Here is an 18,261-nt window from a genome sequence, read left to right as displayed (position 1 = left end):
GAGCTGGTGCTACCGCAGGAACGCGGCAGCCACACCCGAGTCCACCGGGATGTGCAGCCCGGTGGTCTGGGAGAGGTCCGGTCCGGTGAGGGCGTAGACCGCGGCCGCGACGTGCTCGGGGAGCACCTCACGCTTGAGCAGCGTGCGCTGGGCGTAGTAGGCACCCAGGTCCTGCTCGTCGACGCCGTAGACGGCGGCGCGCTTGGCACCCCACCCCCCGGCGAAGATCCCCGAGCCGCGCACCACACCGTCGGGGTTGACCCCGTTGACGCGGATGCCGTGCTCGCCGAGCTCGGCCGCGAGCAGCCGGACCTGGTGGGCCTGATCGGCCTTGGTCGCGGAGTAGGCGATGTTGTTGGGACCGGCGAAGAGGGAGTTCTTCGACGCGATGTAGATGATGTCCCCGCCCATCCCCTGCGCGATCATCGCGCGGGCGGCCTCGCGGGCCACCAGGAACGATCCCTTGGACATGACGTCGTGCTGCAGGTCCCAGTCCTGGGAGGTGGTCTCCAGCAGCGGCTTGGAGATCGACAGCCCGGCGTTGTTGACCACCAGGTCGACCCCGCCGAAGGCCAGCGCCGCGGCGTCGACCAGGGCGGCGACGTCGTCCTCGCTCGTCACGTCGGCGCGGATCGCGATCGCGACGTCCGGCCCACCGAGCTCGGCGGCGACCGCCTGGGCGCCCTCGAGGTTGAGGTCGGCGATGACGACGCAGGCGCCCTCGGCGGCGAGCCGCTCGGCGATCGCCCGCCCGATCCCGGAGCCGGCCCCGGTCACCAGCGCGATGCGGGTGGCGAGCGGCTTGGGCGCGGGCATCCGGGCCAGCTTGGCCTCCTCGAGCGCCCAGTACTCGATGCGGAACTTCTCCGCCTCGTCGATCGGGGCGTAGGTGCTCATCGCCTCGGCGCCGCGCATGACGTTGATCGCGTTGACGTAGAACTCCCCCGCCACCCGCGCGGTCTGCTTGTTCTTGCCGTAGGAGAACATCCCGACGCCGGGCACCAGCACGATCGCCGGGTCGCCGCCGCGCATGGCCGGGGAGCCGGGGACGGCGTTGCGCTCGTAGTAGCCCGCGTAGTCGGCCCGGTAGGCCGCGTGCAGCTCGGTCAGACGGGCCGTGATCTCCTCGAGGGTGGCCGTGGCCGGCAGGTCGACGACGAGCGGCTTGACCTTGGTCCGCAGGAAGTGGTCCGGGCAGCTCGTGCCGAGCTCGGCGAGCAGGGCGAGGCGTTCCCGGGACAGGAAGTCCAGGACCACGTCGTCGTCGCTGAAGTGGCCGACCTGGGCCGCGTCGGTCGAGGCGAGCCCGCGGATGACGGAGGCGAGCTTGGCGGCCTTGGCGCGGCGGGCGTCGTCGGGCAGGGCGGCGCGGTCGGGGACCAGCGCGCCGAAGGGGTGCGTGCCCTGCTCGGCGAGGCGGGCGGTGCGCTCGGCGATGAAGGCCTCGGCCTTGGCGATGATCTCCAGGCTCCGGGCCTCGGCCTGGCCGCTCGTGGCACCCCAGGCGGTGATCCCGTGACCGCCCAGGATGCAGCCGATGGCCTGCGGGTTCGCGGCCTTGATGGCGGCGATGTCGAGGCCCAGCTGGAAGCCGGGCCGGCGCCAGGGCACCCACACGACCGAGTCGCCGAAGCACTGCGCGGTGAGCGCCTCGCCGTCGGCGGAGGTGGCCAGCGCGATGCCGGAGTCGGGGTGCAGGTGGTCCACGTGCTCGGCGTCGACGAGGGCGTGCATGGCCGTGTCGATGGACGGCGCGGCGCCGCCCTTGCCGTGCAGGCAGTAGTCGAAGGCCGCGACCATCTCGTCCTCGCGGTCCACGCCCGGGTACACCGCGGTGAGCGCGCGCAGGCGGTCCAGGCGCAGCACGGCGAGGTTCTTCTCGGTGAGCGTGCCCAGGTCCCCGCCGGAGCCCTTGACCCAGAGCAGCTCGACCGGCTCGCCGGTGACGGGATCGGTCTCGGTGCCCTTGGCGGAGGTGTTGCCGCCGGCGTAGTTGGTGTTGCGGGGGTCCGCGCCGAGCCGGTTGGAGCGGGCGACGAGGTCGGCCGCGGCCGGGTTGGTCGTCGGAGTCGTCGTCGTGGTGGTCTCGGTCATGTCAGGCTCCCCATCCGGCCTGCGCGCCGCCGACGCGCTCGGCCACGATCTTCTCGGTGTAGCCCGACGCCGCGAAGGCGGCCATCGGGTCCGGGTGCAGTCCCTGCTCCTCGCGCAGACCGGCGAGCAGCCCGCGGACGTCGGTGTTGTAGGCGTCCATGAGCGCGCCGTTCGCGGCGAGCACGTCGCCGGAGCTCTGTGCGGCCTCGAGCGCCGCGGTGTCCACGAGCAGCGCCTTGGCGGTGGCCTCCTGGATGTTCATCACGGAGCGGATCTGCGCGGGGATCTTCGGTTCGATGTTGTGGCACTGGTCGAGCATGAAGTTCACGCCCGAGTCCGGGGCGAGCGCTCCGCCCGAGACGATCTCGTGCATGATCCGGAACAGCTGGAACGGGTCCGCCGCACCGACCATGAGGTCGTCGTCGGCGAAGAAGCGGGAGTTGAAGTCGAAGGCGCCCAGGCGACCCTGACGCAGCAGCTGCGCGACGATGAACTCGATGTTCGTGCCCGGGGCGTGGTGGCCGGTGTCCAGCACGACGACGGCCTGCTCGCCGAGGGCGAGGCAGTGCAGCAGCGCCGTCCCCCAGTCCGGGATGTCCATGGAGTAGAAGGCCGGCTCGAAGAACTTGTACTCGATGACGAGGCGGTGCTCGGGGTCGAGCGCGGCGTAGATCTCGGCGAGGCCGTCGGCGAGGCGGTCCTGACGGGCCCGCAGGTTGTCCTGGCCGGGGTAGTTGAGGCCGTCCGGCAGCCAGAGCTTGAGGTCCGTGGACCCGGTGGCGCGCATGACGTCGAGGCACTGCAGGTGGTGGTCGACGGCCTTCTTGCGCACGATCGGGTCGGGGTGCGTGAGGGAGCCGAGCATGTAGTCGTCGTCCTGGAAGAGGTTCGAGTTGATCGCACCGATCGTCACGCCGTTGTCGTGGGCGTGCGCGGCGAGCGCCTCGTAGTCGTCGACCAGGTCCCACGGGATGTGCAGGGACACCCGAGGAGCAGCCTGGGTGTATCGATTCACCTGCGCGGCGTCGGAGATCTTCTCGAAGGGGTCACGAGGGACACCTGCCTGGGGGAAGACCTTGAACCTCGTCCCTGAGTTCCCGAAGGCCCAGGACGGCAGCTCGATGGTTTGGGACAGGAGCGCTGCGCGCGCTCCAGGGCTCAGCTCGTGTGCCGGCATTGTGGTCTCCACCTCGTTGTGAATCGTTTCAAGATGACAGTACGGAGTCTTCCCGGCATCGGTCAAGCGCGGACTGTCGCCAGTCCGGCCGCCGCGAGCTGGCCTTCGAGGTGGAAGACCTCGTCCAGGCGCACCATCCCCTCGTCCGGGCGGGTCTCGTCGGAGACGAAGAACTCCCCCATCTGCGCCTGCCACCGGGCGTTGACCTCGGTCAACGCCATCGCGGCCTGCGCGCCGTCGTAGTCGTCGGTCTCGACGAACCCGACGAGCAGGCCGCTCGGGGACAGGAACAGGTGATAGTCGGACCAGCCGGTGTCCCGCAGCGCTTCGAGCATGTCAGGCCACACGGCAGCGTGCCGCTCGCGGTACTCCTCGAGCCGGTCCGGACGGACCTGCGACACAAAACACACACGGGACATGAGTCCTCCTCTGGCGGGCCGCCATCTGCGATACCCTGAGTGAATCGGTTCATTGCTGTGCGTGGGACGGTACGGTGACCATCCCAGGCAGGTCAAACGCCGATACGATCATGTCGCTCCCGGCTCAACGTCGAACCCGGAGCACCCCTCCTCGAAAGGCCCCTCGTGACCACGACCACCCCCCGCCGGCGGAGCTCGATCAGCGATGTCGCACGCACGGCCGGGGTGTCCGTGGGCACCGTCTCCAACGTGCTCAACCGCCCCGACCGGGTCTCCCCGACCACCCGTGAGCGGGTCGAGGACGCCATCGCCAAGCTGCAGTTCGTCCCCAACGGGTCCGCCCGCCAGCTGCGCGCCGGCACGATCACCACGGTCGGGGCGATCGTGCTCGACATCGGGAACCCCTTCTTCACCGAGGTGGCCCGCGGCATCGAGGACCGCCTCGCCGAGGACGACTTCACGCTCATGCTCGCCAGCTCTGACGAAGACCCCGAGCGTGAGGCGCGCTACCTCAAGCTCTTCGAGGAGCACGGTGTGCAGGGTGTGCTCGTGGTCCCCTCCGGAGACGACATCGAGCCGCTGCTCGAGCTGCGCGCCCGCGGCGTCAACGTCGTGCTGCTCGACGCGACCTCCCCGGTCCCGGACATCTCCTCGGCCGCGGTCAACGACGTGGTCGGCGGCCAGCTCGCCGGCAACCACCTCATCCAGGAGGGCCACACCCGGATCGCCTTCGTCAACGGGGTGCACAGCATCCGCCAGTGCGGTGACCGGTACTCCGGCCTGCTGCGGGCCTTCGAGTCCGCCGGCATCGACGCGACCACCCACCTCGTCGAGGTGACCGCCTCCTCCCTCAACGCCGACGGCGGCGAGGCCGCGATGACGCACCTGCTCGCCACGACCACCGCGGGCGTCGACCGGCCCACCGCGGTGTTCTGCGTCAACGACCTCGTCGCCCTGGGTGTGCAGCGCACGCTGCGCCGGGCCGGGATCGAGATGCCGGGCCAGATGGCCGTCGTCGGCTACGACGACGTGAACTTCGCCGGCGAGCTCGCCACCCCCCTGACCTCCGTCCGCCAACCCACCCACCAGCTCGGCTACCGCGCCGCCGACCTCCTGCTCCAGGAGCACCTGCAGGGCGACAAGTTCCGCCCCGAGCAGGTCCAGTTCCAGCCCGAGCTCGTCATCCGCGCGTCGAGCAGCTCGACCTGACCCGTCCCCGACCAGACCGGAGCACACGACGATGTCTGACTCTGCACGCCCTGACCTGCCCTTCGACCCCTACGCCCAGGCTCCCGCCGACGCACCGACCGCACCCGCGCCCTGGCCGGCGATCGGCTACGACCGCCCGATCCGCGCAGCCATCATCGGCACCGGGGCCGTCGCCCACCTGCACGCACAGGCGATCGCCCTGGACCCGCTCGCGGTGACCGTCGCGTGCTCCAACCGCAACGCCGAACGTCGCGCTGCCTTCGCCGACGCCTACGACATCCCCGGGCGCTACGAGACCCTCGCCGACCTGCTCGCGAACGAGGACGTCGACGTCGTGCACCTGTGCACTCCCCCCGACCTGCACCGCGAGCAGACCCTGCAGGCCGTCGCAGCGGGCGTGCACGTGGTGTGCGAGAAGCCCCCGGCGCTCTCCCTGGCCGAGCTCGACGACATGCAGCAGGCCTGCGACGACGCCGGGCTGGCCTTCGGGATCATCTTCCAGCAGCGCACCGGGACCGGTGCCGCGCACGTGCGCGCCCTGCTCACCTCCGGCGCTCTGGGCCGCCCGCTGCTCGCCCAGTGCGAGACCCTCTGGTACCGCGGGACCGGCTACTACGCCGTCGACTGGCGCGGGAAGTGGGCCACCGAGGGTGGCGGCACGACGCTCGGGCACGGCATCCACCAGATGGACCTGCTCGCCCACCTGCTCGGCGACTGGGCCGAGATCAGCGCCCAGACGTGGCGCCTGGACCGCGCGACCGACATGGAGGACGCCTCGACCGCGACCATCCTCTTCGCCAACGGCGTCGTGGCCACCGCCACGTCCTCGACGTTGTGCCCGCGCGAGACGAGCCACGTCCGCATCGACTGCGAGAAGGCGACCATCGAGGTGGAGCACCTCTACGGCCACTCCGTCCCCGACTGGCGGATCACCCCGGCCCCGATCGTCGACCCCGCCGAGGCCGCGACCTGGGCCTTCCCCGGCCACGACGAGCCCAGCGGGCACACCCCGCTGATCCGCGAGACGTTCCGGTCCCTGCGCGAGGGCACCGTCCTGCCCGACGTCGCAGGCTCAGCCCGTCGCCCGCTCGAGATCGTCACCGCGATCTACGCCTCGGCCGACGCCGGCGGGCGCCGGATCACCGCGACCGAGCTGCGCGAGCAGGCCCTGCTGGCGACGTCGCTCGAGAGCGCGGTCCGCGACCCGCGCGCCGAGCTCGGTCTCGGTCTTGGACTCGGTCTCGGCGCGACGACGTCGGCGTGAGCAGTCCCGGCGTGAGCAGCCCTGGCGTGAGCATCCACGCCCCGGCTCCCTCCCCTGCACCGCTGTTCCGCGACCCGATCTTCGACGGCGCGACCGACCCGGTCGTCGTCTTCAACCGTGAGCTCGGGCAGTGGTGGATGTTCTACACCCAGCGGCGCGCCACGGCGGAGGGGCCCGGCGTCGCCTGGGTGCACGGCTCCGACATCGGTGTCGCGGTCTCGGTCGACGACGGCGCGACCTGGCTGTACCGGGGGATCCTTGACGGTCTCGACTTCGAGTGGGGGCGCAACACGTTCTGGGCCCCCGAGATCGTCTGGGCCCGGGGCCAGTACCACATGTACGTCTCCTACATCCAGGGCGTACCGACGCAGTGGCCCGGTCACGACCGCGACATCGAGCACTACACGAGCCCGGACCTGGTCACCTGGACCCACGTCAGCCGACTCGACCTCGGCTCCCGTGCGGTGATCGACGCGTGCGTGTTCCCGCTCGCGGGCGCCCTCGACGCGTGCGTGTTCCCGCTCGCGGGCGCCCTCACCGGCACCGCCGGCGCGCGCGCCGCCGCGCCCGAGGGCACACCCACCTACCGGATGTGGTTCAAGAACGAGGCTGCTGACTCCCACACCTACGCCGCCGACAGCGACGACCTGTTCACCTGGACACCGGTCGGTGCGGTGATCACCGGGCGTCCGCACGAGGGCCCGAACGTCTTCGCCCTCGCCGGTCATTACTGGATGATCGTCGACGAGTGGCAGGGGCAGCGGGTCTACCGCTCGGACGACCTCGAGACCTGGGAACCGCAGGGCCTGATCCTCGACACCCCCGGTACCCGCCCCGACGACGCGACGATCGGCCTGCACGCCGATGTCGTCGTGCCCGGATCGGTCTCCGTCGACGTGCCTGCCGGCGCGGACGACCCCGATGCGGTCGCGTTCGTCTTCTACTTCACGCACCCCGAGCGCCACGCCGAGCTGCGCGGCCCGGTCGGGTACGGCGAGCGGCGGACCTCGATCCAGGTGGCCACCCTCCGCGTCGTCGACGGGCGCCTGGCGTGCGACCGGGACGAGGCCACGACGCCGCGGCTCGGGTCCGGCGGACCTAGGGGAGCCGTCAACGGATGACTACCATCGACCACAACCATCCCCTCAGCGCGGCTGGTGCGGATGCCCGGTTCTCCGTGACAGCACCGAGAGTCGAGCACCATGAATCTGCGATCGGCATCGACAACCCGACGCCTCGACTCTCCTGGACCACCACCGCGCCCGCCGGGTGCCCCGTGGCCGGCTATGAGATCGAGGTCGAGCAGAGCGGGGTCGTCCGAACGACGGCGGTCACCTCCGACCAGTCGGTCCTGGTCCCGTGGCCCGGCACGCCGTTGCGCTCCCGAGAGCGCGCGGAGGTCCGTGTCCGCGCGCTCTCGACACAGGGCCCAGCGTCCCCCTGGTCACCGCCGAGCCCGGTCGAGGCCGGGTTGCTCGACCCTCTCGACTGGGTCGGGATGGGTGTGCAGCCTGCCTGGGAGGACCTGACGCTCGACGATCGCCGCCCACCGATCTTCAGGCGCTCCTTCACGGTGCGCGGCGCCGTCGAGAGAGCGCGACTGTATGTCACGGCCCATGGGGTGTACGAGATCGAGCTCAACGGTGAACGCGTGGGCGCGGACGTGCTCAATCCCGGTTGGACGGTCTACCCGGAGCGCCTGCGCTACCACACCTACGACATCACGGAGCTGATCGGTGCAGGCGAGAACGTCGTCGGCGCCTGGCTCGGCGATGGGTGGTGGAGGGGTCGATACGGCTTCGGAGCCGGCACGGCGAACATCTACGGCTCCGACATCGCTCTTCTGGCACAGCTCGAGATCGACTACGTCGACGGCACGCGGACCGTCGTCACGACCGACGACGACTGGCGCTGCACTCGCTCAGCGATCCTGCACTCGAGCCTCTACACCGGTGAGACGTTCGACGAGCGTGAGTACCCAGACGGCTGGAGCGCACCGGGATTCGACGACACCGGGTGGGAGCCGGTGCGCGTCGCGCTCTTCGCGAACGGGACGCTCGTGGCTCCCGACGGCCCGCCTGTCCGGTGCACCGACGAGCTCTCCCCTGTCGCGATCGAACGCACGGCACCCGGGGTGGTCCGCATCGACTTCGGTCAGAACCACAGCGGACGGCTCCGCGTGCGGGCCCGGTCCGGGGTGAGCTCCGAGCTCCTCATCCGTCACGCGGAGGTGCTGCAGGACGGAGAGCTGCACGTCCGGACACTGCGCGGAGCCACCTCGATCGACCGCTACCTCGGATCGAGCGGCGCCATCGACTGGGAGCCCCGCTTCACGATCCACGGGTTCCGGTACGCCGAGATCACCGGATACGAGGGCGACCTCGAGCAGCTGGACGTCGTCAGCCGGGTCTACCACTCCGACATGCGCCGGACTGGTTGGCTCGAGACCTCGGACGCGTCGCTGAACCGGCTCCACGAGAACGTGCTGTGGAGCCTCCGGAGCAACTTCGTCGACATCCCGACCGACTGCCCGCAGCGTGACGAGCGGCTCGGATGGACCGGCGACATCCAGGTCTTCGCTCCCACGGCGTCCTATCTCTACGACGTCTCAGGCTTCCTGACCTCGTGGCTCAAGGATCTCGCGACCGAGCAGCGACGGTACGGCACCGTGCCGTGGTTCGTGCCGGTCATCCCGGGCGGCGGGATGTGGAATCCCGCACGCCCCGGTGCAGCGTGGGGGGATGCGGCAACCCTGACCCCGTGGACGCTGTGGGAGCGCTACGGAGACCGGGACGTCCTTGCCGCCCAGTACACCAGCGCCAAGGCCTGGGTCGACCAGGTGGAACGCCTCGCGGGACCCAGCCGGCTCTGGGACAGCGGCTTCCAGCTCGGCGACTGGCTCGATCCGAACGCTCCCCAGGAGGATCCGGCAGCGGCGCTCACGGACAAGTACCTCGTGGCGACGGCGTTCTCCGCCCGGTCGGCGAGGTGTGTCGCGGACATGGCCGGCCAGCTCGGAGACGCACCGGCACGCGCCCACTACGACCGGCTGGCCGACGAGATCGGGCACGCGTTCCGGGCAGAGTGGGGCACAGGCTCGGGAGAGCTGACGAACGAGACGCAGACGGCGTACGCACTCGCCATCGCGTTCGATCTCCTGGTCGACCCCTCGGAGAGACAGCGTGCGGGCGAGGCCCTGGCGAAGCTGGTGATCGGCAACGGGTACCGCATCGGGGCCGGTTTCGCCGGGGTGAACCTCGTCGCCGATGCACTGACGACCACCGGGCACATCGATGTCGCGTTCTCGCTCCTGCTCGAGGACAGCACGCCGTCCTGGCTCTCCATGGTGCACAAGGGCGCGACGACCATCTGGGAGCGATGGGACAGCCTGCTGGACGACGGCACCGTCAACCCTGGCGACATGACCTCGTTCAACCACTACGCGCTGGGCTCGATTGCGGACTGGATGCATCGGACGATCGGAGGGATCCAGCCCACCTCCCCCGGCTACCGTACGGTGCGGATCGCGCCCCACATCGGTGGCGGACTGACCTGGTCCAACGCCCGGCACGACAGCCCCTACGGGACGATCCGCTGCGCGTGGGTGCTCGACGGCTCTGCCGTGTCGACGACCGTGGAGATCCCCGCCGGGGTCAGGGCCGTGCTGCAGCTGCCTGGATCGGCAGCGGAGACGACGTTGGAGGCGGGCGTGTTCACGTTCCAGACTGAGATCTGACGTCCCGGGGCCCGGGGCAGACCTCCGCCGGCGGGGGTGACGAGGCCAGGAGGCTACGCTCTGGGTCGGACGATCAGAGAGGTCACCTGTGCCGCACACCCTTCGCGCGTCGAGCGCACCGAACGGTCTCAACGTCCGCGTCACCCGGGTCGTCCACGACGGGCTGTGCCTGCGGGTGTGGCGGGCGAGCGTCGACGAGCTCATCGAGGCCGACTCCGCGCACCGCCGCGACTTCGTCCTGATCCACGGGATCGGTGTCTCCTCGGAGTACTTCGAGCGGCTGGCGCTCGACCTGGCCGCGGTCGGCAGGGTCTACCTGCTCGACCTCCCCGGCTTCGCCGGCGTCCCCCGGCCCGGTCGCCCGCTCGAGATCGAGGAGTTCGGGGCGCTGGTGGCCAGGTGGATCCTGGAGGAGGGCCTGGTCGCCCCCGTGCTGGTGGGTCATTCGATGGGCGCCCAGATCGTCACGGAGGTGCTGGTCCAGGAACCGCAGATCGCCACGCACGCGGTGCTCATCGGCCCCCCGGTCAACGCCGCGGAGCGGTCCACGATGCTCCAGGTCCTGCGGTTCCTGCAGAGCTCGGTCTGGGAGTCCCCGCGCACCCGGGCGGTCGCGATGAGCGGGTACCTGAGGTGCGGCCCGTGGTGGTTCCTCCAGGTCCTCCCCCGGATGATGCGCTACCCGATCGAGGAGCGCCTGCCGCTGGTGAAGGCCTCGACGCTGGTGCTGCGCGGCACCCACGACCATGTCGCCCCCACCGGCTGGATCGACCTCGTCGCGGCGCTCCCGGCCGACGCCCGCGCGGAGGAGATCCCCGGGGCGGCGCACGCCGTCATCTACGACCATTCCGACGAGGTCGCCGCGCAGATCCTCGACCACCTGTCGCGATGACCCGGCGACCTCTGGCGGTGTGCGCGGTGCACGCCGTGCGGGCCGGCTGGGCCTGGGGGACGGACTACGTCTACGTCGGCTGGCGCCAGGCCCGCGGGCTGGCGCGCCGCGGCGCCCCGTCCGGAATGGGGTCCGGCTCGCGGATCCCGGTGGTGCTCGTCCCGGGCATCTACGAGACGTGGTTCTTCCTCGAGCCGCTCGCCCGGGCGCTGCACCGGGCCGGGCACCCGGTGGTCACCGTGCCCGCCCTCGGGCTCAACGCCTTCGACCTGGCCACGTCCGCGCAGCTGGTGGCGGACAGGATCGCGCAGGTCGGCGCGGAGCGGGTGGTTCTCGTCGCGCACTCCAAAGGTGGGCTGATCGGCAAGCACCTGCTCACCCGGCCGGACCTGGCCGGGGCCGTCGTCGGCATGGTCGCGGTCAACACACCCTTCCGCGGGTCCGCCTACGCGACCCACTTCCCCGCGCGCTCGGTCCGGGCCCTGTCCCCGCGGTTCCCCGACATGATCGACCTCGCCCACGACGTCGCCTCCCACGGACGGATCGTCAGCGTCTACGGCGACTTCGACCCGCACATCCCGGGTGGCAGCGCCCTCGAGGGCGCCGTCAACGTCCACCTCCCGGTCATGGGGCACTTCCGCACCGTGGCCCGTCCCGAGGTCATCGAGGCCGTGACGACGCAGGTCGCCCGGCTCGAGGCGACTCCCCCGCCGCCCGCCCAGCCGTAGCCCGACGCCGGCTCCGCTACGAGGCCGTCGATGGTCGCAGCTTGTCCGGGTTGCGCACGAGGTAGACGCCGGTGACCCGGCGCGCGTCGTCCACCGCCAGCGCCAGGGTCACCTCCAACCGGTCCCCGGCGTAGATGAGCACCCCCGGACCCCCGTTGAGCGCGGCGACCTCCACCCGCGCCTGAGGGACCGGCGTGCGCGTGATCGCCAGCAGGAAGCTCGCGACCTGCTCCGCGCCGACCACGGGCCTGCGGGCGGCGATCACCTTGCCACCCCCGTCGGAGAGCAGGACCGCGTCCGGGGCCAGCACGTCCATGAGCCCCTGGAGGTCGCCGCTGACCACGGCGGCCAGGAACACCTCGAGCACCTCGGCCCCTTCCTGGGTGGCGGTCGCGGGGCGGTCCCCGATCCGGGTCCGCGCCCGGTGGGCGATCTGGCGGACCGCGGCCTGGGTCTTGCCCAGGGCGGCGGCGACGGCCGGATACGGCAGGCCGAAGACGTCGTGGAGCATGAACACCGCCCGCTGCTCCGGGGTGGCCTGCTGGAGCAGGACGGAGAGGGCGTAGCTGAGCCTCTCCTTGACCAGGACCTGGTGCTCCGGGCTCGTGGAACCACGCACCAGGGGCTCGGGCAGCCAAGGCCCGGGGTAGTCCTCACGACGCCGGGTCACGGTCCGCGCAGCGTTGAGCGCGGTGCGGGTGGCGATCGTGGCGAGGTAGGCGCGCGGCGCGCGCACCGTCGTCGGGTCCACCTCGGCCCAGCGCAGATAGACCTCCTGGACGACGTCCTCCGCGTCCGCTCGGGTGCCGAGGATCTCGTACGCGATGGCGAAGACCATCCACCGGTGGGCGTGGAACTCGTCCGCGACCGTCGTGCTCGGGGTGGTCGTGCTCGCGGTGCCGCTCACCGGAGGGACACGGCCGGGCCCGACGGCCAGGTGTAGGACCCTGGCCTGCGGGCCTCCTTCGCCAGCCAGCCCACCGTCATCCGGCAGACCTGCTCCTTGGCCCAGCCGCCGGCTCGACCGGTGAGCGCCCACGGACGGGTGACGTCGTCCGGGCGGACGACCTGCGCGTGCCCGTGCCCGGCCCCCAGGTCGAGGGCCTGGACGAGATAGCCGATGTCGATCACCGACGGTGCCGTGCCGGCCAGTCGGGCGAGCACCGTCCCGGCCGCGTGGGCCCCCAAGGGGATCGCCGCGGCGCACGAGGCACGCAGGTGCGCACCGGCGGGACCCGCCACGGCCACGGCGTCCCCAGCACCGATGATGCGCTCGTGCCCGGGCACGGTGAGGGTCGCGTCCACACGCAGCCGGCCGTCCTCGGTCACCGGCAGCCCGCTGTCGGCGGCCAGCGACGGGACTGCCAGGCCCACCGTCCAGAGCGTCGCCGGAGCGGCCGGGCGGGGCACCCCGCCTGCGGGGGTGATCGCGCCACTGGCCGGATCCACCGTCCCGTCCTCGACACAGATGCCCAGGCGGCGCAGGCGGCGGCCCACGCCTGGGCGACCGGTCAGCGGACGAGCCCCGCCGCCAGGCGCGACGACGGTGATCACCAGGTCCGGGCGAGAGGTCGCCACGGCGCAGGCCAGCTCGACGCCGGTCGGCCCGGCACCCGCGACCGTCACCGCGGCCCCCGGCGGCAGAGCCGTGATCGTCTCCCGGGTGGTCTCGGCAGCCCCGCGATTGGTCACCGACAGCAACGGCGTCGTCTGCTCGCCGCTGCCCACCGCACACACCAGCCAGTCGAAGGGGACCGGTTCCTGAGCCTCCCCCTCCAGGACGACCACCCGGTCCGGGGAGTCGATGCGAGCGGCCCGAGCCGCGAGGCGCCGCACCCGAGGGTGCAGCACCTCTGCCCAGTCCACGCCCGCTGTGTCGCGGATCCCGGCGCCGACCTGGTGCAACCGGATCCGCTCGGAGAACTGCGGCCCCGGATCCACGAGGGTCACCTCCACCGCAGGTGCGGCCCTGCTCCCCGCGAGGCGGTTGGCCGCCATCACTCCGGCGTACCCGCCACCGACGATCACCACGTGCACCAGCTCAGGCATCATGTTCCGCTCCCTCGAGTCGTCTTGGTGCCATGAAGACACCGCCCGGACGCCGGTTGTGACACCCGCACCCTAGGGACGGCTCGCGATGCTCCCTCGTCCGGAACCGGACCGGGCCCGACGCCGCGACCGCGGCGCGCGCTCCGTCCGGAGCGACGCCCGCGAGACCCTGCCGCGCATCCGTGTCCACGCCGTCCCGGCCGAGCGGATCGCGGTCACCGATTGATCGACGGTCTGCCAGTACTGCGTGACGACCATCTCGGTCGGGATCGCCCCGGAGAACACCGCGGCGTCGGCGTGCTCGGCCAGCGCCGTCGCAGGGAGCCGCGGGTACACGGCGGACAGCGCCCGGGCCGCCTCGCGGCGGGTCGCGTCGGCGGGCGGCACGGTCCCGTGGTCGCGGGCGGTGTCGAGCACCTCGGACCACCCGCCGCTGATCCGGGCGACCGGGTGGGGCGCGCGCTGCCGGCGGCGCCGACGACGCCGCTTCGCCGCGACCACGAGCAGCGGCGGCAGCAGCAGGACGAGCAGCGGGACCCCGATCGCGGTCGAGATGAGGACGATCCGGCGCACGTCGACGCCGGTCTCCTCGGGCTCGTCGTTGGCGTCGACGTTCGGTTCCTCGGTGTCTTCCTTGGGGGGCACGACCGGGTCGACCGGGGCCGGTGGCGGCTGGATGACCTGCGGCTGCGGCTCCTTCTCGACCGGCTCCTCGTTCTCCTGGGGGGTCTGGTTCGTGGGCGGTGTCGGGTAGTAGGGCACCCAGCCGACGCCGGCGTAGTTGACCTCGACCCAGGCCTGGACGTTGTCCCCGGTGAAGGTGATCTCCTCAGCGCCCAGCTGCTCCTCGGTGGGGATGAAGCCGAGGACGACGCGGGCGGGGAGCCCCTGCTGGCTGACCATGAGCGCCATCGCCGAGGCGTACTGCTCGGCGTCGCCGACCATGACGTCGGCGCCGAGCAGCTCCCCGATCCGGCTGGCACCGTGCCCGGACAACGACGGGTAGTCCCCCGAGGCCTCGATGCCGTGGCTGAAGAACCCGGTCTCGTGCAGGTAGGTCTCCAGGTTGCGGGAGACCAGCGCGGCGGCCGCCGCGCTGGCTGAGACCTCCGAGGACCGGGTCACCACGAGGTCAGGCACACCGACCGGGGCCGGCTGGATGACGTCGCCGGGCTTGGCGGCACCGATCTCTTCGTCGGAGGGCACTGCGGGGACGACCGCGTCGAGGGTGTACGTCGCACCCGGCGTCAGGCCGGTGCTCAGCACCGCGGTGCCGGTCGCGTCGTTGAAGCGGAAGGCGTTGCGGGAGCGCACGGCCCCGCTGCCGCTGAAGGAGATCTCGGTGGTCTGCCCGACGGTGGGCAGCCACACCCCGTCCAGGGCGAGCACCTCGACGCCGACGGTGACCGTGTCTCCGGAGACCGAGGTGGGGATCACGTCCCCGACCTTGCGGAAGGACCCGGACGCGGCCGGCTCGCCGTCGCCCAGGACGTTCCACACCACCCCGTCGAAGCTGTCCATGGTCGCCAGGCGCACCACGCCGCCCTCGGGCAGGCCGGTCACCGTGAGCAGGTCGGTGTCCTTCGTGTCCTTGATGAACGCGCGGTAGGCCGACAGCGGGCTGGTGTGATCACGCGGGTCGAAGGGCGGCACGACGACGCTGCGCAGCACGAAGCGCGGGACGTCGCCGGCCACGACCGGCGCCACGGCGACGCCGCCGCCGATCGCCAGCACCGCCAGCACCGCGAGCGAGGCCGCACGGCGCGGCTTCCACTGCCCGCGCCGCCAGGCCGCCCACACGACGAGCAGGGTGGCCAGGGCGGCGCCGATGACGGTGGCCAGCATCCGGTCGACCGTGCCGAAGAGGATCGACAGGACGAGCACACCGGCGGGGATGACCGGGGCGAGGAGGATCCGCAGCGGGTGCGTACGCCCGGCCGTCACTCCGCCGGCCGCCACCCCGCCGGCGGCCACGACCGCGATGAGGCCCAGCACGTACGGCATGACCAGGGCGTTTCCGGTGGAGCCGAGCGGCGGGTCGAGGGTGAGGACCTGCTTCCAGCTGGTCACGACCCCCTCGGCCAACGCGGTCAGCGTGTCCAGGCCGGGCACCACGCGGGAGGTCGTCGTCGACGGCGCCGCCAACGCACCGCCGAACGCCACGTAGACGACGAGGGTCGCGGCGATCGTGGTGACCACGGGCCACCGCCGCACCGCCGACGCCGCGGAGATCCCGGCACCGAGGACCACGCCACCGACGATCGCCGGGGCGGCGGCCGCGAGACCGAAGACGGGCACGAGCGGGATCAGCGCGAGGAGCACCGCGAAGGCCATGACCAGGACGTCGAGGACCTGGTCGCGGACCGACCGCCGGGCGGTCGTGGTCGTGGTCGTCCGCAGCGGCGCGGGCGGGGTGCGGGTCACTGGGTCACCAGCCGTCGCAGGAGCCGGGGCAGGTCGGTGAGCGCGCCGAGGGTCGCCACGGACAGCGACCCCTGGGTCCGCAGGCCCACCTCGGCGCCGGGGTCGCACTGCACGAACACGGTGCGCACGCCGGTGGGGATGGCGGCTGCGGAGGTGCGCAGCGTCGTCGGGCTGGCGACGGAGCCGGTGACCAGGAGCGCCATGGAGGCGCCCGGGACGGCGCGGGCCACCGTCTGTGCCAGCTCGCGGGCGTCGCTCGCGCGCGGAGCCCGCTCGATCGCGGAGCAGTCGTCGAGCAGCACGCGCGGGCTGCGGGTGCGCACGTCGGTGGTCGAGGTGAGGGCGGTCAGGTCGAGGCCGTCCCGGATGAGCTGGGCGCCGATCGAGGCGAAGGCGCTCACGGCCAGCTCGAACTCCTCGTCACCGGCGTAGTCGGGCCGTTCGCTCGACAGCGCCAGGGCGGTGTGGGTGCGCCGGGTGTCCTCGAACTGGCGGACCATGAGCGTCCCGGTGCGCGCGCTCGTGCGCCAGTGGATATTGCGGCGGTCGTCGCCGGGGATGTACTCGCGCAGGGCGTGGAAGGACATGTCGTTGTCGGAGATGGTCCGGGTGGCCTGCCCCTCCAGGTCGCGCAGCAGCCCCGCACGGGTGCCGGCGAGGGTGACGATCACCGGGTGCACGTAGAGCTCGACCGGGTCGGTCCAGCGCATCTGGCGGCGGGCCACGCCGAGCGGGTCGGCCCGCACCGACCGGACCGGGCCGACGATGACGACGGCCCGCTGGGCGGTCGGGATCGCGTAGATCTCCTCGTGGACCGCTCCGGGAGCCATGCTCGGCAGCGCGAAGCTCGCCGCGCCGGCGCCGACCGGCAGCTCGATGTGCGCGGGCAGCAGACGGCGTCGTCCGGCGTTGCGCACCTCGATCCGGCCCATGGCGCGCTCGCCGACGGTGACGAAGTGGTCGGCGAGGTCCACGTCGACGGCGTAGCTCGACCGGCCCACGGTCATCACCAGGGCAACCACGAACGTGATGACCAGGACGCACCCGGCCACGACCAGCTCGGCCCAGCCGTAGCGGCGCCCCAGGACCAGTCCGGCGACGCCGGCCAGCAGCACCGCCCAGCCGAGCCCGGAGAGGACACCGGTGCGGGTGCGCAGGGTCTGTGCGACGGCGCGGGCCCGGTTCACCGCCCTGCCTCTGGGGCCCGGCGGGGCGAGTGCTGCGTCGGTCATCTCAGGCGACCCGCTCTGACGGCGGGGCGGTCGTCGCCATGATCCGCTCGATGATCTCCTCGGGGGTGACGCCGGAGAACTCCGCCTCGACGTCGAGCACGAGGCGGTGCGAGAGCACCGCGACCGCGAGGTCCTTGACGTCGTCGGGGATGACGTAGGCGCGGCTCTGGGCCGCAGCCCACACCTTGGCGCAGCGCACGAGGGCGAGGCAGCCGCGGACGCTGACCCCCAGGCGCGTCTCGGCGTCGGAGCGGGTCGCCTCGGCGAGACGGGAGATGTAGTCGTTGATCGAGTTGTCGACGTAGACGGTCGCCGCGAGGTCGGCCATGTCGGCGATCGCCGCAGAGGTGATGATGTGCGCGAGGTTCGAGGTGCGGTCGCGGGCGGCGGACCCGGCGAGGATCTGCACGGTCGAGGCGTGGTCGGGGTAGCCGAGCGAGGTCTTGATGAGGAAGCGGTCGAGCTGGGCCTCGGGCAGCTTGTAGGTGCCCGCCTGCTCGATCGGGTTCTGCGTGGCGATGACCATGAAGGGGCGCCCGACGGGGTGCGTGACGCCGTCGACGGTGACCCGGGACTCCTCCATCACCTCGAGCAGCGCGGACTGCGTCTTCGGCGAGGCGCGGTTGATCTCGTCGGCGAGCACCACCGAGGCGAAGATCGGGCCCTTGTGGAACTCGAAGGCTGCGGTCTTCTGGTCGTAGATGGTCACCCCGGTCACGTCGGAGGGCAGCAGGTCCGGGGTGAACTGGATGCGGTGGTGGGTACCGTCGACCGTCGCGGCGAGGGCCTTGGCCAGCATCGTCTTTCCCGTCCCGGGCGCGTCCTCGAGGAGGATGTGCCCCTCGGCGAGCATCGCCGTCAGGGCCAGCCGCACCACGTGCGTCTTGCCCAGGACAGCCTGGCCGACGTTGTCGACGAGGGCGGCGAAGGACTGGGCGAACCAGACCGACTGCTCCTGGGTCATGGTCGCCGTGGCGGTCATCGGTTGCGATGTCATCGGGTGGGCTGCTTTCTGTCTTGGCGTGCCGTGCGGGGAG

The 18,261-nt window shown here is 71.9% G+C and carries 14 protein-coding genes; 6 read left to right on the top strand and 8 right to left on the bottom strand.

Annotated features, from left to right (window positions below; translation table 11 throughout):
• Positions 1 to 9: 9 nt before the first annotated feature.
• The 3 genes from ACWA15_RS02625 to ACWA15_RS02615 form a co-directional block, all read right to left on the bottom strand.
• Positions 10 to 2,094 (bottom strand): bifunctional aldolase/short-chain dehydrogenase, encoded by a 2,085-nt coding sequence (locus tag ACWA15_RS02625; RefSeq protein ID WP_464057911.1) that lies wholly within the window; start codon positions 2,092 to 2,094, stop codon positions 10 to 12.
• A 1-nt stretch (position 2,095) separates the two neighbouring features.
• The gene (rhaI, locus tag ACWA15_RS02620; RefSeq protein ID WP_464057910.1) at positions 2,096 to 3,271 is read right to left on the bottom strand and encodes an L-rhamnose isomerase; all 1,176 of its coding nucleotides are present in this window, start codon (positions 3,269 to 3,271) and stop codon (positions 2,096 to 2,098) included.
• A gap of 62 nt (positions 3,272 to 3,333) precedes the next feature.
• Positions 3,334 to 3,690, bottom strand: coding sequence for an L-rhamnose mutarotase (locus ACWA15_RS02615; protein WP_464057909.1), 357 nt, complete (start codon positions 3,688 to 3,690; stop codon positions 3,334 to 3,336).
• 165 nt (positions 3,691 to 3,855) lie between these two features.
• Here ACWA15_RS02615 and ACWA15_RS02610 point away from each other — a divergent pair, with 165 nt between their 5' ends.
• The 6 genes from ACWA15_RS02610 (at position 3,856) to ACWA15_RS02585 (ending at position 11,519) form a co-directional block, all read left to right on the top strand.
• Positions 3,856 to 4,899 (top strand): LacI family DNA-binding transcriptional regulator, encoded by a 1,044-nt coding sequence (locus ACWA15_RS02610; protein ID WP_464057908.1) that lies wholly within the window; start codon positions 3,856 to 3,858, stop codon positions 4,897 to 4,899.
• 31 nt (positions 4,900 to 4,930) lie between these two features.
• Positions 4,931 to 6,163, top strand: coding sequence for a Gfo/Idh/MocA family protein (locus tag ACWA15_RS02605; RefSeq protein ID WP_464057907.1), 1,233 nt, complete (start codon positions 4,931 to 4,933; stop codon positions 6,161 to 6,163).
• An 11-nt stretch (positions 6,164 to 6,174) separates the two neighbouring features.
• Positions 6,175 to 7,284 carry a family 43 glycosylhydrolase gene (locus tag ACWA15_RS02600; RefSeq protein WP_464057906.1) on the top strand — a complete coding sequence of 370 codons (1,110 nt, stop codon included), beginning with the start codon at positions 6,175 to 6,177 and terminating at the stop codon, positions 7,282 to 7,284.
• Entirely contained in the window at positions 7,281 to 9,899 is a 2,619-nt protein-coding gene (locus tag ACWA15_RS02595; protein WP_464057905.1) for a glycoside hydrolase family 78 protein, read from the top strand. The genes ACWA15_RS02600 and ACWA15_RS02595 overlap by 4 nt, the downstream gene beginning before the upstream one ends.
• Positions 9,900 to 9,987: 88 nt before the next feature.
• Complete coding sequence (locus ACWA15_RS02590; RefSeq protein WP_464057904.1) at positions 9,988 to 10,791, top strand: alpha/beta fold hydrolase; 804 nt, start codon at positions 9,988 to 9,990, stop codon at positions 10,789 to 10,791.
• Positions 10,788 to 11,519 (top strand): esterase/lipase family protein, encoded by a 732-nt coding sequence (locus ACWA15_RS02585; protein WP_464057903.1) that lies wholly within the window; start codon positions 10,788 to 10,790, stop codon positions 11,517 to 11,519. The genes ACWA15_RS02590 and ACWA15_RS02585 overlap by 4 nt, the downstream gene beginning before the upstream one ends.
• Positions 11,520 to 11,535: 16 nt before the next feature.
• Here ACWA15_RS02585 and sigJ read toward each other — a convergent pair whose 3' ends face one another.
• The 5 genes from sigJ to ACWA15_RS02560 all read right to left on the bottom strand — a co-directional run bounded on the left by sigJ (position 11,536) and on the right by ACWA15_RS02560 (position 18,221).
• Entirely contained in the window at positions 11,536 to 12,426 is an 891-nt protein-coding gene (gene sigJ, locus ACWA15_RS02580; protein ID WP_464057902.1) for an RNA polymerase sigma factor SigJ, read from the bottom strand.
• Positions 12,423 to 13,571 (bottom strand): NAD(P)/FAD-dependent oxidoreductase, encoded by a 1,149-nt coding sequence (locus ACWA15_RS02575; protein WP_464057901.1) that lies wholly within the window; start codon positions 13,569 to 13,571, stop codon positions 12,423 to 12,425. The genes sigJ and ACWA15_RS02575 overlap by 4 nt, the downstream gene beginning before the upstream one ends.
• Before the next feature lie 69 nt (positions 13,572 to 13,640).
• On the bottom strand, positions 13,641 to 15,992 hold the full coding sequence (locus ACWA15_RS02570) for a transglutaminase TgpA family protein (RefSeq protein WP_464057900.1): 2,352 nt from the start codon (positions 15,990 to 15,992) through the stop codon (positions 13,641 to 13,643).
• Positions 15,989 to 17,224 (bottom strand): DUF58 domain-containing protein, encoded by a 1,236-nt coding sequence (locus ACWA15_RS02565; RefSeq protein WP_464057899.1) that lies wholly within the window; start codon positions 17,222 to 17,224, stop codon positions 15,989 to 15,991. The genes ACWA15_RS02570 and ACWA15_RS02565 overlap by 4 nt, the downstream gene beginning before the upstream one ends.
• 1 nt (position 17,225) lies before the next feature.
• Positions 17,226 to 18,221, bottom strand: coding sequence for an AAA family ATPase (locus tag ACWA15_RS02560; RefSeq protein WP_464057898.1), 996 nt, complete (start codon positions 18,219 to 18,221; stop codon positions 17,226 to 17,228).
• Between the last annotated feature and the right edge of the window lie 40 nt (positions 18,222 to 18,261).

Source organism: Sanguibacter sp. TS_SC_8, assembly GCF_055361235.1.
Note: the sequence above shows the minus strand (reverse complement) of the source record. Positions and strands in the feature narration are given on the sequence as shown.